Genomic DNA, 15,313 nt, shown 5'->3' on the forward strand with positions numbered 1-15,313 from the left:
TTTATTCCTACTATATTGCCGCCAATGAAATCGTCGATAAAATCCGTCAAGCGCAAAGCCACATGGCTGCCAAAACTACGAACCAGCTTGATTTTATCACCAGCGGTACTATTAGCACAGGTAACTTCCTGTTTCTTAATCCATCCTTACAACATTTGGTGACCACCAGTGATACACTCGAAGTAAGAGAGCAAATCTACAAATCCCTCCTCCCATTGATGGTCTCAAGCGAATCCTTTCAATCCTTGCTTGTTTATCGCTTGTCTACGGGTCAAGAAGATAATGGGCCGTTCGCCATTACACAAACCGGCATTGCCAGTGCTGCCTCCTTCGCCGAGTTTCAAGAAACCCGGTTTTTCAAGAACATTATGAAATCTGCCGGTGAGCCTATATGGGATATGTTGTCCCCTGAGGATCACCTGCTGCATGGAGACAGACATTATAAACTCGTGATGATCAAGCCCTTTAAGGATTTCAATACCTATAAACGAATCGGTGTGCTAATGATTGGGATCGATGCCGATCAACTCAGCAATAATCTTTTCCGCAAAGAAAATAATGCCTATCAGCTGGTTATCAATGACGATGGTGTGATTCTGGCTTCTACGGAGCTGGATAATTTGGGCGAACATATTGGTGATCTGCCCTATTTCCAATCTGCTGAACCTGCACTCTCAAAAGATGATGCGCTCAGCTACCTGCTGGATAGAGATGACTTGGTTGTCTCTCAGACCACTTCCCCGCTGACAGGCTGGCACTCTTTGGTGATACAGAATAAAAAGGATTTATTGAAAGAGCTCGATTATATCAAATCTATAACTGTTCTTATTATGGCAGTGTTTACGCTGGTAATGATACTGTGTACTTGGTTAATCGCCAAAATCATTACGAACCCTGTCAAAACATTAATTCTCTCGATGAAGCAGCTGCAGCTTGGAGACTTCAGTCAGCGGGTGAATTTTTCGGGGAATGATGAGATCGGCCAACTGGGTTACTGGTATGATACGATGGTTAAGCGTGTGAAAACCCTAATCGATGATGTATATACTTCACACTTAAAACAGAAAGAAGCAGAGCTTAAAACGCTGCAATCGCAAATTAATCCTCACTTCCTGTACAACACTTTAAATATGATAAGCTGGACGGCGATGCAGAAGAATGAGCGGGATATTGCAGAAATGGTTCAATCTTTGTCCCAGGTGTTTAGGTTAAGTCTGAATAACGGCCAAGACAATACCACCCTTCATCAGGAGGTTGAATTCATCGAGAATTATTTATTTTTGCAAAAGAAACGCTTTACTACCAGATTTCATTTCTCCGTCACCCTGGATGAAGAGATCAGTCATTTCCAAGTCCCCAAATTATTATTGCAGCCCCTTGTTGAAAACGCCATCATTCATGCCATAGAACCTTTAGAAGGAAGCGGAATGATTGCGGTAGCCTGTTATGCTGAGGAATCGTGGATCGTACTGGAGGTTGTTGATAATGGGAAGGGCATGACCCCAGAACGGGTAAAGCAAATTTTATGTCATCCTAAACCGGTTACTCCTTCCATTGGACACTCGGGCCTCGCCTTAAGTAATATTCGCGAAAGGTTGAATCTGTCCTTTGAGCTTACGGAATTTCACATTGAAAGCACCTTAGGTCTAGGTACGCGTATCCAAATCCGAATCCATAGAGGGGGTAACTAAACGATGCTCAGGTTGCTGATTGCCGAAGATGAATTATCATTCCGACAAGGAATTATTCAGATGATCGATTGGTCCTTTTACGATATTGAGATTGTGGGCGCAGCGAGGGATGGACGAGAAGCTATGACATTAATGAGAGAAAGGAAGCCGGATGTACTATTAACAGATATTCGCATGCCTTACATAAATGGACTGGAACTGATCCAGACTGCGCAGGAGGAGGGGCTGTCCTTCTATTCCATCCTGCTTACGGGGTACAGTGATTTTAATTACGCGAGGGATGCTGTCCGATATGGGGCAAGCGAGTATTTGTTAAAGCCCTGCTTACCTGAAGATATTCTCCAAGCCATACTTAGTGTGAAGGAAAAGATCGATAAGGAACAAAGGGAAGGCTCCTCGCTGCAGCAGCTCAATCAGAATTGGACAAAAAATATTCCGCTGCTTAAAAATCAAATTTTAAATCAGTGGCTTGCGAATCCCCCGCTCCTTCTCGGAGACAGGCAGAAAATCATAGAAGAGATGGGAATCTCACTTAAACCTTTAAAGATTCATATTGGATTGCTGCGGATTGACACCCCGGACCACCGGAATGACTCCAAACTATATAAACGGGATATGGCATTGATTCGATACGCAGCCAGTAATATTCTGACCGAGACATTGCTGCCTCTATTCCATGGATTTATAGAACCGATTAGCTACGGAGAGGAAATATTATGGCTGGCCAACATCCCTGATCATGAGACTGATACCTCTTTGAAGAAAAAGATGGAAGAACTCCAAAAGAATATGGAGACCTTCTTGAAAATTTCCATCAGTATAGCCATCTCTTCCGTAAAACCATCTCTGGATGAAGTACATAGCGCGTACGCGGAAGCCATGGAAGCCATGGCAGGCCGGTTTTACAAAGGAAAAGGCGGGGTATTTCTTTTTTCCGAATATAATCAGCGCGGTCTGATTCACACCTCCATCTTGGAGAATGAAGAATTACAGCAACTGGAGAAAGAAATAAAGCTCAACTTGGAAAATCACAATTATGAACAAGCGTTAGATCATCTGGACCATTGGCTGAATTATATCCGCAACACCTCTCAATATGATAAAACGGAAGTCAATCTGCGGGCCACGATCTTCATTCTAGAGCTGCAAAAATTCTCACAGGAACGTAATCATGCCGCCTTCGAATGGAAGGATGACCTCATTAACTGGGTGGAGAAAGTCCCCTCGATCGAGACATTAGAAGAGCTGGCTACCATTATGCAAAAAATTATTCAAAGCATCGTTGAAATTGACTCCCGGCAGAAGCCTCTTCACCGAACGGTTCAAGCTGCACTTGATTGGATTATTCAGAAGTACAACACCAGTATCTCGCTGGAATCTGTCGCTAAGGAAACTTATGTATCCAATACCTACTTAAGCTCTTTATTCAAGCAAGAACTAGGGATTAACTTTTTGGATTATTTGCATCAATTCCGTGTAGAAAAAGCGAAGGAGCTATTGAAGCAAAACTACAAAATATATACAGTTGCCAAGCAAGTCGGGTATCAGGAGGAGCGGCATTTCAGAACTACTTTCAAAAAATGGACGGGTCTGACCCCAACACAGTACCAGAAAATGATCGGTTACCTTGAACCTACAAACTGAAGCTCAAAGCCATGAAGTGGCTGATTGGGACACCTCGTTTTTTGAGCAGGATCAACGTCAGCACTTGGGTGGACGCTCCGCGAACGGACCGTTGTTCCAATCGCTGTGCTCTCCAGATTTTTTCCATTTCCCTTAGCGGTGAAAATCCGGAGACCAAGGCGACCGCTGCCGCTTTTCCACAATCAGTCCGTCCTCTCCGCTGTTTAAGCGGGAAACACACTTACAATCTTTATAGCAAGTCTTCTGAGATAAACATTAAAAAACTCAAACAAGTGATGGAGCTAGGCTGTGAGCCCGATGACGGAACTCGAAAGTGTATTTGACCAACTAAAAAATAACCGGGGCTTCCGGTACTTTCTGCTTCGTGGCACGGAAAAAGTAACGTTTGAGGTCGGTGGCTTTTGCTTGGCCACAATCTACTGAAGCAAGCCGCAAAGGACCAAAAACGCAGAGCAGCGATCCTCCAATAACACGGGAATCGCTGCTCTGTTGACTTTTACGGTTTTGAGAATGAAAGTGGTCTCTCTCCGCTCGTAGAAAATCTACTTTTGGGCCAGCTCCTTCTCTTCATTCAACTACAACAGCACTTAGTTATTGCAAATTATACATCTTATAAATCATAACTGATGCTTCAGCACGGGTTGCAGTCCCAAGCGGATTCACAAGGGTCCCGTTACCAGACACGATTCCATTCTTGACCAGCGTTGCTATGTCTTCAACCGCAAAGGGGGCGATCTTCGTAATATCATCAAATCGCGTTAAGTCCGCTGCTGATCCCTGTTCCAAATGAATCTGTGCAGCACCCAATGCCCGGGTGGCCAATGCCATCATTTCTTGTCTCGTGATGTTTGCTTCCGGTTCGAAGACATTGCCGCCTTTTCCTTGGACAATCCCGAGCTTCTTAGCTATGCCAATAGCCTCTGCATAATAAGCCGTGGATTTAACATCGGCAAAGTTATCACCTGCTACTTCTGTAAGTCCAAGTGCTTTGACTAATAATACGATAAAGTCGGCTCTTTTAATCTTTGCATTAGGGGCAAATGTCGTATCTGATGTGCCCTGTATCACTCCCTTGGACGCCAGAACCTCGATTGCCTGCTTTGCCCACCCGTGCTTACTGATATCTGTAAAAGATTTATTAACATACGCTACAGCATATGTGCCGAAATGTGTCGTGGTGAAACTAACCATTCCGGTTTTTTCATCGTAACGACCGCTTGGAACCGATATTAGATTTCCTTGTCCATCGATATACCAGACAGTGATTTGCTCCTTATGGGCCAATTCCGTTGCCGAAGGCGTGTAAGGAATAGACACCGTTACCGGTGCTTTCGGATTATTCCATTCAATGACCTGATTACCGGCTCGTAAGGTCAGCCCGATTACGGGATGTTGCCCAATTTTTGCTTTTACCCCATCCTCAGTAATATCCGCTACTGCAATCGTTAATCCAATGTTGTCTACACCACTCGCAACGGTTCTGCTTAGCATGTTACTTGGCACGACTATCTTCCCAATGGCCGTAACAATTTCCAGCTTCGAGGTTAAAGTCCCCGTCGTCAGATTCTCAACAGGAAGAAGTATTTCGTATCCCTTTTGTCCTGCTAATTCCTCAACTTCTATAAAGACCGTTGGGACTCCTTTGACTGGCTTCGCAGCTTGTAGCGCTGCTTTCAAATCTGCACTTGCTATCGTTGTTGTTGCGCGGCCTGTGTTAGGATTTACTACAGGCTTCGGAGCTTTGATCATCGCCTTTTGCCCATTATCAACCGGGGTAGTCCCTGGGGTTGTTACGGGATTTGTTACTGGGTTCGTCCCTGGATTCGGATTTGGATTATTAGTAATATTGAAAGTGAATTCACCGACAGCGCTATGATTCAAGCTGTCTTTAATAGAAACTGCTTTGATCGTCGTATCGGAAGTAACCGTAAGCGGTCCCTGATATAAGAGGCTTGTAGTCGTCGGTACGGTACCATCGGTAGTATAATAAATAGTTGCTCCTTTGGTTCTACTTGTTAGATTCACATTGACCAGGTTGTTATAGCTTCCCGCACCTGGACTTGCTTGCGGTGATGCCGCTGCTGCTGCATAGAAGGAGACATAACTGTCATCCATCCCCGCTTTTACGACAATAGCCCGAAGGACTTTCGCCGGTGTTACAGAGACAGGACCCGTATATAATGTGCTGTCCTTTGTTGGAAGTGTACCGTCTGTTGTGTAGTGGATTTTCCCGTCAACGATATTCGTATTGAGCTTTACGATTTGCTCGTCATCCCTTTGACTATCTTCATACAAGACATGAGGCGCTGCAGCCATTTTAAAAACTGGCGCCGGAGCGGAATCCGTTGGCTCAAGCTGGAACCGGTCCAAATTTACTCCGTCGCCATTAATGACAAGCCGAATGGTCTGCGTGCCTGCTGTTAAAGGAAGGATCGAAGCCGCTTCAGAATAGACAACCCAGCCACCAGTACTTGGCAAGCTTGTGGTACCGGTTGTTTGACCATTCGTCTGCAGCGATACGGAAACTCCGCCTTGTGGAGTCGCATAATTATATTTAATTTTGTAGTTGCTGGACTTCGGTACTGTAACTAAGTAATCCATATAGGTTCCCGCAGTTGTATAACCGAGGTTTGTAATTGGATCTCCTACTTGGATCACGTTCTGACCTGCTTTTACGAAACTCTCCGCTTCCACTTTCAAGATACCGTCCCCGTCCACGGAATGAGGGCTGACTTCTTCGACGATAATATGCTGCATTTCAAAGGTGCCCACACTGCCGAGAATTCTAATGATCTGCTCCCCTGCTTCCAAATCCGCCGAAGTACGTATGAGATTCCAATTATTAGGTCCGGAAGGAATGTTAAATGTGGCGAGCGTTGTATGATCAGATTTCATCTGGAAAGCACTGCCTCCACCACTTGGAACTACAGCATTTAACGTAAATGCATATTTGCCGGCTCTCGGAACATTAATCTTAAAGTCTACCCAGTCCCCAGCTCCTATGTCTGTAAATTTCCATCCCTCCGTAAAATTCACTCCTGAGAACTGATAGTAAACATCCGCGCTGACGGTCCCTGGTATTGGTGTAGCCGGTGTCTGCCTTGCAGTCCCTTTCAGCTTCACATGCGCTGAAAGCGGCTTACCATCAGTAGAATCAGAATAGGCGGTAGCCGGTACATTTAGGGTCAGGTTCACATCATTATAATAAGGCGTTCCATCCCATGCGAGTTTTACTTTAACCTTATCCGGGTTGTAAGTAGCGTAGGTAACAGAGGTTACTGTCACACCCTTATCCGTTGCCTCACCAGATAATGAAATGTCATTTACATTGAAGCTATTAAAGGTGCCTCCGCTAAGATTCAACGTTACTTCTTTGCCGCTCACGTCATAATCCAAAACATCCGGAGTAAGACTTAGCACTTTCTCCTCCCCAGGTACCGTTTGAACGTCACGGTTCCAACGGTAAGTGGCTACTGACTTGGGGGCTAGTGTTGCCGCAATTTGTGTTCCGTCACTCACCAGCTTAAACGTTTGTGTTGATGCCGTCTGGTTAATAACGACCGTAACGATCGTTTTCTTGTCCGGACTCATGAAGGATACATTCGTTACACTATCCTTATTACCGTAATTGCTGTCGATTCGAGTGTAGCCTGGTTTCACAAACTTCGTGAAGTGGCCCACGAAGTAATACTCCGGCGTCAGCCAATAATTATCGGTGTTCGACGAATCCTGAATTAACATCGTCGGATCCGGTGTTCCAACCCATTGGTGGGTGTTGACATCGCTATCAAGCATAAGGACCCATGAATTATAGCTTCTTGCCCAATTTCTGAAATACTGTGCAATCCGATCCGTACCTAATGTTCCCCATACTGCACGTTCCGTTAAGTAAACGTTCTTCTCGGGGTACATATCATGCAGCTGAGACATAAGCCCAAGATCGCCGCCGTAATCATGGAAAGCAGTTCCGTCAATCGCTGCGTAGTTCTCAGAATCAGCCAGCATTGGAGCCGGATAAGACATCGTGTCGCCCGGGTTGTGGTCGAATATCCATAACTTCACGTCCAGTCCTGCTGCTGTAAGCTTCTGCTTCAGCAGCTTGGCAAGCTCCGCTTCTTGTTGCCAAGGCATTTTCGTACTGGGATATTCGATTTCAAGAAGCGGCTCGTTCTGTAAGGTCATCGCTTCGATAACAATCCCTTGTTTCTTATACTCTTGAATGAATTTGACATAATAGTCCGCGAGTACAGGCAGATATTCATCCTTAACCTGCCCTTTAACCATGCTGTCAGTGGTCTTCATCCAGCCTGGAGGACTCCATGGTGAAGCAAAAAATTTGAGTTCCGGATTGATCGCCACCATTTTTTGCAATGCCGGAATAATACCGAAGTCAATATCCTTCTGAATTGAGAAATGACTTAAGCTTGTGTCCGTTTCACCCTTTGGCATATCATCATAGGAATAAAACTTCTGTGCTGTAAAGTCAGCCGAACCAATCGTAACGCGCATCATACTCATGCCAATACCTTCAGTCTTGCTAACTAGCTTCTTCAGTAATTCGTCCTGTTTCGCTGGTGACATCTTGAGCAGATTGTAAACAGTCGATTCTTCCATCGATGTTCCAATCCCCATCATCGACTGATATTCTTTGTTTGGATCAATAGTAATCGTTGTAACTTTAGGGTCAACAGCCGTTCCAACCTCAGTTAAGTCGATATTAGCTTGCTGTTCAAGCTTCTTGTCGCCATCCTGCCAACGAGGATCGTAATACCATCCCATATCCCCGGAATCCCGTTCAGTGGTCACCCAGTTCTCTACTGCGTTCGCCTGTATGACCGGTGCCGGGGTTACAATTCCCCCACTATCAATTTCTGGCGCTGCGGGTGAGAAGCCTTTGGAACCAAACCAGTTTAAGTTTAGTCCGCCCGCCTTAAGCACTAACTTAATCTTCTGAACACCTGCTGTAAGGGCAATGTCATGAACTGTAGTCGTCTTCCAGTTCTGCCAGGCTCCTGTGCGGTTTACGGATAACTCACCGAGTTTCACGCCTGACTCATTTAGAATGTTAAATCCGGTATTATCACCTTCACCGGCATGGCGGAAATCTATATCAAACACTCCATCTGTTGGGACGTCGATCAGATATTCCATCCAGTCCCCTGCATCTGCGTAGCTAATATTTTGGCCTCCACCCACATCAGCAGTGCCCTCTAACTGTATCCCTTGCTGTTGTATGAAGCTCTCCGCCTCTACTTTCGCGTAGAGAGCGTTGCCCGGTTTTTGCGGAAGAGCGGGTAAAACAGGTGTTGGTTCGTTTTTAGTCAATCCATACCCATAATCAAACAGAATATATTGCTGTTCTAAATTCGAGGTGCCTGCCTTCAAAGCCGAGTATGCCTCTGTGTAGAAAGGCCAACGAATCGGTAGTTTACCTGTGAATTCGTAATCACCGAAAAGGACATCAGCTACTCCCTGCCCCTCCGTTCCCGGCAGCCAAGCTTCAACCAGCCCTGCAATATCCTCCAATTGATCATTTATGATCAAAGGTCTTCCGGATACGAGGACAACAATCGTCGGAACCCCAGATTTGCGGATATTATTTAACGTAGCAATATCTTCCTTATCCAATTTGAGACTGTTCAGGCCATCACCATTTGATTCGGCGTACGGCTTTTCACCGATAACAGCAATCGCGACATCATTGCCCGCTGCGCCACGGCCATGTTTGTTATAGGTTACCTTCTTTGATTCACCAGCTGTGTTCTTAATCCCCTGAAGGATCGTGGTTCCTTCCGTAATTTTTCCGGATAGACCCTGCCAGCTGATGGACCAGCCACCCGACTGTATGCCGATATCATCCGCACTTTTTCCTGCGACAAAAATCTTGTTCATATTCTTAAGCCGGGAAAGGATCGGCTGACCATTTACCTTATCGTTCTTCAGGAGAACGAGGGATTCGCGCACTGCCTTCTGGGCAAGCGCACGGTGTGATTTAGAGCCGAAGGTAGTCTCAAGACTCTGATCCGTCATCGGATGCTCAAATGCACCTGACTCGAACTTAACGCGCAAAATACGCGTTACTGCGTCATCTATACGGCTTTGACTAATTGATCCATCCTCTACAAGTGCCTTCAGGTGAGTGATGGTTACTTTCCAATCGGCTGGCATCATCAACATGTCAACGCCGGCATTCACAGCTACTTTAATCTGGTTCTTCAATCCACTGACAGCATTTCCATCCCAATCCTTGTTGATTTGCTGCACGGCATTATAGTCCGTAATAACAAAGCCCGTGAAGCCAAGCTGGCCCTCGCCTGTACCCTTCAGCGCATCGGTGAGAATACGTTTGTTCGCGTGCATCTTCAATCCTTGGATACTGTTATAGGAAGCCATTACCGTCCTTGCCCCAGCTTCTATAGCCTTTTTGTACATAGGCAGATTCAGGTCGAGCACTTCCTGCTCAGTCATCCCGGTGATATCGCCCTGATTCACTCCATTATCCGTTAACCCTTCTCCAAGAAAATGTTTTGCGGAGGCGATCACCCGATCACTATTCTTCAACTCGCCAATGGTTTTTCCCTGCAGTCCCTTTATGTACGCAGAGGCCATTTCAGCTACAAGGGACTGGTTGTCACTGAAGCCTTCATACGTCCGGCCCCAATTTATATGTTGCGGATCAGCGATGGTAGGACCAAAGATCCAATTCGTTCCAGACGCTTTAGCCTCCTGTGCGGTTGCGATCCCAATTTGTTCGACAAGTTCTGTATTTCTTGTGGCTCCTAAACCTATATTATGTGGGAATAAGGTCGCACCCATGATATTGTTCTGACCATGTACCGCATCAACCCCATAGAGAAGCGGGATACCCAGTGGTGTTGATAAGGCACCTGCTTGATAGGAATCCACCAGTGCCTCCCACTTCTCACGAGTACTGTCTAATTGCTTACCGTTCGGGAAAGAACCCCCGCCACTGAGAACCGAACCTAAGTGATACTTCTTGACATCTTCCGGCGTGACGGATGCACGCTCCGCCTGCACCATTTGCCCGATTTTCTCATCCAGAGACATCCGTCCCAGCAAGTCTGCCACTCGGGTATCCACAGGCAGTGAGGCTTTATAATAGGGAACCAGGGCTTCCGTAGTTGACGCTGCTGCATAGGAAGTTGCAGGTGCTGCTCCTGCAAATGTTGACCACAAAAGAAGTATAGCGGTGGCCGAGGAAATTGCGCGTTTCAACATTTCATATTGCCTCCTTCAAAAGTAGTGAGCACTGAAATCGAATACAAATTTCCCTTTCGAACAGAACCTCCTTAGGCAATTGTTATATAGCGATTGAAAGCGTAATCATTTATAATCATAATTTCAGCATCCACAAAAATATAGGAGTCATTTTTTAGATAACCTGCAGCATTTTTTAGATTATTCCTGTCTTAAATTTATGTCAGTTCTTACAATAGACCAAACCTCCTATAATCACCTATAATATTACAATACACAACATATTTATTAGGGGGAATTAGTTATTATGGACTGGATGAACAAGCTTCCGTTAAAACAGAGAATAGTTGCCGGTTGTTATCTGATTGCCGCATTATTCGCAGTTCCTGTTCTGATTACTTTATTGATCATGGGCAAGATCTTGATCGGAATTATTCTTGTTGTGGTGCTGTCAGCGCTGACTTATCCTCTTTCACGATTTATTGAGAGAACGCTTACATCTTCATTTGACGACATTTCCAATGTGACGCACACGATCGCCAAAGGAGATTTCACAAGCCGTGCGGACGAAAGCGGGGCCATGGGCGACATCAGCCGCTCGTTCAACACGATGATCGAGAAGCTGAAGAAGATTCTGACGGAAGCTTCGGGAATTACCCGCCAGGTAATGGACGCGAGCCGGGGTATTGAAGACAAGAACCAGAATCTCAAGATTGTCATGGCTCAGGTTGCCTCTTCTTCCAACGAGCTGGCCCTCGGCGCCAATGAGATATCCGTGGATATTGCAGATATGACGGAATCCATCAAAGATATAGAAACCAAAGTTTCTAACTACACAAGCTCAACTAAAGAAATGAATAAACGTTCTATACATACGCTGGAGCTCGTCGAAAAAGGACGTGTGTCCGTTGACACTCAGGCAGAAGGTATGCGCAAGAATATTCAGGCTACGCAAAAGGTGGCCGATACGATTGATGCCCTTTCACAAAATGCCCGGGGCATTACCATGATTACGAAGACCATCACCGAAATTGCCGAGCAGACCAACCTGCTGTCGCTGAACGCATCCATTGAAGCCGCGCGCGCAGGCGAGCATGGCCGGGGGTTCGCCGTGGTAGCCCAGGAAGTCCGCAAGCTTGCCGAGGAATCCACCGCTTCTACTAAGGAAGTATTCGGGCTGGTACGCAGTATCGAAGCCGACATCAAGCAGGCAATCGACAATATTGCCATCAACGAAGAGGTCGTGCAGGTTCAGAATGAGATGATCACCGAGACCGCTCATATTTTCGCGCAAATTGTGCAAAGTGTTCAGTACATAACCGAGCAAATCGCCTCCTTCTCTGCTGAAAGTGATCTCATGCTGGAAAGTGCACTCAAAATCTCCAGCGCCATTGAGAATATTTCCGCGATTACCCAGCAGACGGCAGCCGGAACCGAAGAGGTATCCGCAGCCATGAATGAGCAAATTAATGCCCTGCAATCCGTAGCCGAAGAGACAGATAAAATGACGCAATCCGTATTCCAGCTGCAAAAGACCATTCACATCTTCAAGTTCTAGATTAAGCGTATCCTGCTCCGAGACCTCTTTATGGATTATGGCTGATTATCAGCTGAATCCTGAAGAGGTTTTTTTGATTGAAATATGGTTAAAAATCACTATATAGTGCGCTAGCAACCGCTTTTGTCACCGGGTTTCATTTGATCTTTTGCGACAAATTAATACATATTTCGACTTTATTATTGCATATACATGATATTCATGGTTATCTATATGAACAGATATACATGAGGACCACAGAGGCAAGCTTAGCTGCCCCCTCATGTTCAGCAATCCACTAACGGGAGAGATGTACAGATGGGGAAATTTATTTTAAAGACAGATGTGGAACAGAAAGTAATCGAAATCGAATTGGAAGGCACCTTCTCTGAAGAGGACGGTCTCCGGTCCATCCAAGCTTATCAGCAAACGATGAATCCTATTAACCCAGCCGACTATGAACTAAAAATTGATTGTATAAAGTTGAATGTAACCGCTCCAGATGTGGTGCCTCTGCTGGAAAGCTGCTTCGTGATGTTCAAGAGCGACGGATTTGTGAAGGTCAAGCTGACGCTGGAAAACAATCCGATCCTTAAAATGCAGCTGGCCCGGCTGGGCCGCAAGGCTGGTCTTGAGAATTTAGAGATCATTTCCGCGGTTGAAGTGTAGCAACAGTTATGGGAGAACATGTAATTAAGAAAATGACTGATTTCTCGGAGAGATCTATTGCGGCTGTGAAGTCGCTGGAGCTGCTCTGCAAAAATTCCGATGGGAGCAATCTGAGAGTTGGCGTTGAGAGTCTGGGACCTGAGAACGGTGATGCTGCTTTCCTCTGCCATGCCGGGGAACAGTTAATCGGTTTTCTGAGCTGGTATACGTCGGACGGAACACAAGCCAACATCAATGGGATGGTGCATCCCGAATACCGGCGGCAGCAGGTGTTCCGCAGACTGCTGGATCTCGCGAGGCAAGAGATGGAAGTTCAAGGTATCCAAACACTCCGTTACCGCATCCCTTCGGGCTCTCTTTCAGGAGCTGGTTGCGCGGCACAGTTCGCAGCAAACTTGACCAGCTCCGAGTATTCTCTGAGTCTCAAGCAGTACCACGCCCGTGAGCCCCGTTACCCGGAACTAATGTTACAAGTAGAGCAGCCGGATGATTATGAATTTTCGGTGATCTGTTCATCGCAGGCTTTCGGTGATTCAGAATCATGGACAAGGGATTATTGGGCCCATACCCGTCAGCCTGGGCGCATCACCTATATTGCCAAGAATAATCAGATGCCGGTTGGACTGATAAGAGTTAATAAAGTTGACTCCCGGACAGCGGTTATCCACGATTTCTGCGTCCTTCCGTCTTGCCAGGGAAAAGGCCTGGGCCGCGATATCCTTGCAGCAGCAGTGGAAGACCTGCTGCTGCAGGAACCCGATACGCATATACGGCTGGGCGTCGTCACTGAGAATGCCTATGCTCTGGACCTCTACCTGAGCGTCGGCTTTGCCATTATGGGCGAGTTTCAATATTTCACAGGTCCTGTGTCTTGCCGGTAAATCAAAAGTTATAAATAGGAATGCTAAAGCCCGCCAGAACAAATACGGCGCTCAAGAAGAATCTACTCTTCTTGAGCGCCGTTTGCGTGATAGGGTGATCGTGAACCTCGTTTCCAAATCGGTACATGAATACATTCCTGCTTACTGACGCCCCTCATGCTTCTCCCAGCCCATGGTACGCGCTACAGCATCTTTCCAGGCGCCATAGCGGCGTTCCCGTTCCTCCTGCTCCATCAGCGGCGAGAACACCTTCTCGGCCTTGTTGAAGCTCTCCAGCTCTTCTCTTGACCAAATCCCTGAGGTGAGTCCGGCCAGCAGCGCTGCACCCAGAGCCGTCGTCTCCGCATAGGTAGTGCGGGTCACCTCACTGCCTAGAATATCTGATTGAAACTGCATCAGCAGATCATTGCGGACAGCGCCGCCATCCACGCGCAGTCCGGTTAGCGGCATGCCGGCGTCTTTTTCCATCGCCCCAATCACATCCCGGGACTGGAAAGCCAGCGACTCCAGCGTGGCCCGCACCAGGTGACCTGCCCTAGTCCCCCGGGTCAGTCCGAACACCGCGCCGCGGGCGTACATATCCCAATAAGGCGCCCCCAGGCCGGTGAAGGCCGGTACGACCACGACACCCTCGCTGTCCTCCACTTCCCTTGCTTTGTCCTCCGAGTCTGAGGGGCCGGTAATCAGCCCCAGTCCTTCCTCCAGCCACTGGACGGCTGCACCGGCCACAAAGACACTGCCTTCGAGCGCATAATACAATTCATCGCCCATACCCCAGGCTACTGTGGTCAGCAGCCCATGAGTGGAGACGACTGCTTCCGTACCTGTATTCATCAGAATAAAGCAGCCTGTGCCGTATGTATTTTTGGCGCTGCCGGCATCCAGACAGGTATGGCCGAACAATGCGGCCTGCTGATCGCCAAGGACAGAGCGGATAGGAATTTCCGCACCGAACCACTGTGCCTGAGCTACGCCGAATTCTCCACCGGACATCCGCACCTCCGGGAGAATGGCGCGGGGGATGCGCAGAACTTTGATAAGCCGCTCATCCCATCTGCGCTCATGCAGATTAAACAGCATCGTACGTGAAGCATTGGTCACGTCCGTGGCGTGCACAGCACCTCCGGTGAGCTTCCAGATCAGCCAGCTGTCAATGGTTCCGGCAAGCAGTTCTCCCCGCTCGGCACGTTCCCTTGAACCCGGTACATGGTCCAGAATCCAGGCCAGCTTTGTTGCCGAGAAATAGGCATCGACGACAAGTCCAGTCTTCTCGGCAATTTCAGCGGCAAGACCTTGCCGCTTAATGTCCTCACACTGCTCCGCCGTGCGCCGGTCCTGCCAGACAATGGCCGGATAAATAGGCACACCTGTAACCCTGTCCCAAATGAGCGCAGTTTCCCGCTGATTAGTGATGCCGATGGCCAAAATCTCCGCAGCCGGGACCCGGCTTCCGCTGATAGCATCTCTGGCTGCGGCAAGCTGGCTTTCCCAGATTTGCTCCGGGTCATGCTCAACCCAGCCTGGACGGGGGAAAGATTGTTTAATATCATACTGACCCTGGGAGAGCATGCCCGCTTCCAGATCAAACATAATCGCCCGTGAGCTGGTCGTGCCTTGGTCCAACGATAAAATCATGATAGATGCCTCCTTGATTTGCTGCAAGATGTTCCACG

Annotated in this window: 7 protein-coding genes and 1 pseudogene; 6 read left to right on the forward strand and 2 right to left on the reverse strand. The window is 47.3% G+C overall.

Annotated features, from left to right (window positions below; genetic code table 11):
• Positions 1 to 62 precede the first annotated feature (62 nt).
• The 3 genes and pseudogenes from ACAN56_RS03625 to ACAN56_RS35480 form a co-directional block, all read left to right on the forward strand.
• Positions 63 to 1,691, forward strand: coding sequence for a sensor histidine kinase (locus ACAN56_RS03625; protein WP_489685689.1), 1,629 nt, complete (start codon positions 63 to 65; stop codon positions 1,689 to 1,691).
• A gap of 3 nt (positions 1,692 to 1,694) precedes the next feature.
• On the forward strand, positions 1,695 to 3,335 hold the full coding sequence (locus tag ACAN56_RS03630; protein WP_379140530.1) for a response regulator transcription factor: 1,641 nt from the start codon (positions 1,695 to 1,697) through the stop codon (positions 3,333 to 3,335).
• A gap of 285 nt (positions 3,336 to 3,620) precedes the next feature.
• Positions 3,621 to 3,805, forward strand: a pseudogene (locus ACAN56_RS35480) (transposase); the annotation flags it as partial.
• 121 nt (positions 3,806 to 3,926) lie between these two features.
• Here the strand turns inward: ACAN56_RS35480 and ACAN56_RS03635 are convergent.
• Positions 3,927 to 10,574: a glycoside hydrolase family 3 N-terminal domain-containing protein gene (locus ACAN56_RS03635; RefSeq protein WP_379140532.1), complete on the reverse strand. Its 6,648-nt coding sequence runs from the start codon at positions 10,572 to 10,574 to the stop codon at positions 3,927 to 3,929.
• Between the two features lie 286 nt (positions 10,575 to 10,860).
• On the opposite strand from ACAN56_RS03635, the gene ACAN56_RS03640 reads away from it, so the two are divergent.
• The 3 genes from ACAN56_RS03640 (at position 10,861) to ACAN56_RS03650 (ending at position 13,640) form a co-directional block, all read left to right on the forward strand.
• On the forward strand, positions 10,861 to 12,111 hold the full coding sequence (locus ACAN56_RS03640; RefSeq protein WP_038594576.1) for a methyl-accepting chemotaxis protein: 1,251 nt from the start codon (positions 10,861 to 10,863) through the stop codon (positions 12,109 to 12,111).
• A gap of 297 nt (positions 12,112 to 12,408) precedes the next feature.
• Positions 12,409 to 12,759: a hypothetical protein gene (locus tag ACAN56_RS03645; protein WP_379140535.1), complete on the forward strand. Its 351-nt coding sequence runs from the start codon at positions 12,409 to 12,411 to the stop codon at positions 12,757 to 12,759.
• Between the two features lie 8 nt (positions 12,760 to 12,767).
• Complete coding sequence (locus tag ACAN56_RS03650) at positions 12,768 to 13,640, forward strand: GNAT family N-acetyltransferase (protein WP_379140537.1); 873 nt, start codon at positions 12,768 to 12,770, stop codon at positions 13,638 to 13,640.
• A gap of 141 nt (positions 13,641 to 13,781) precedes the next feature.
• Here ACAN56_RS03650 and glpK read toward each other — a convergent pair whose 3' ends face one another.
• Positions 13,782 to 15,275, reverse strand: coding sequence for a glycerol kinase GlpK (glpK, locus tag ACAN56_RS03655; protein ID WP_379140539.1), 1,494 nt, complete (start codon positions 15,273 to 15,275; stop codon positions 13,782 to 13,784).
• Positions 15,276 to 15,313: the final 38 nt, after the last annotated feature.

This window comes from Paenibacillus paludis, assembly GCF_042610515.1.
Classification (GTDB): domain Bacteria; phylum Bacillota; class Bacilli; order Paenibacillales; family Paenibacillaceae; genus Paenibacillus_AQ.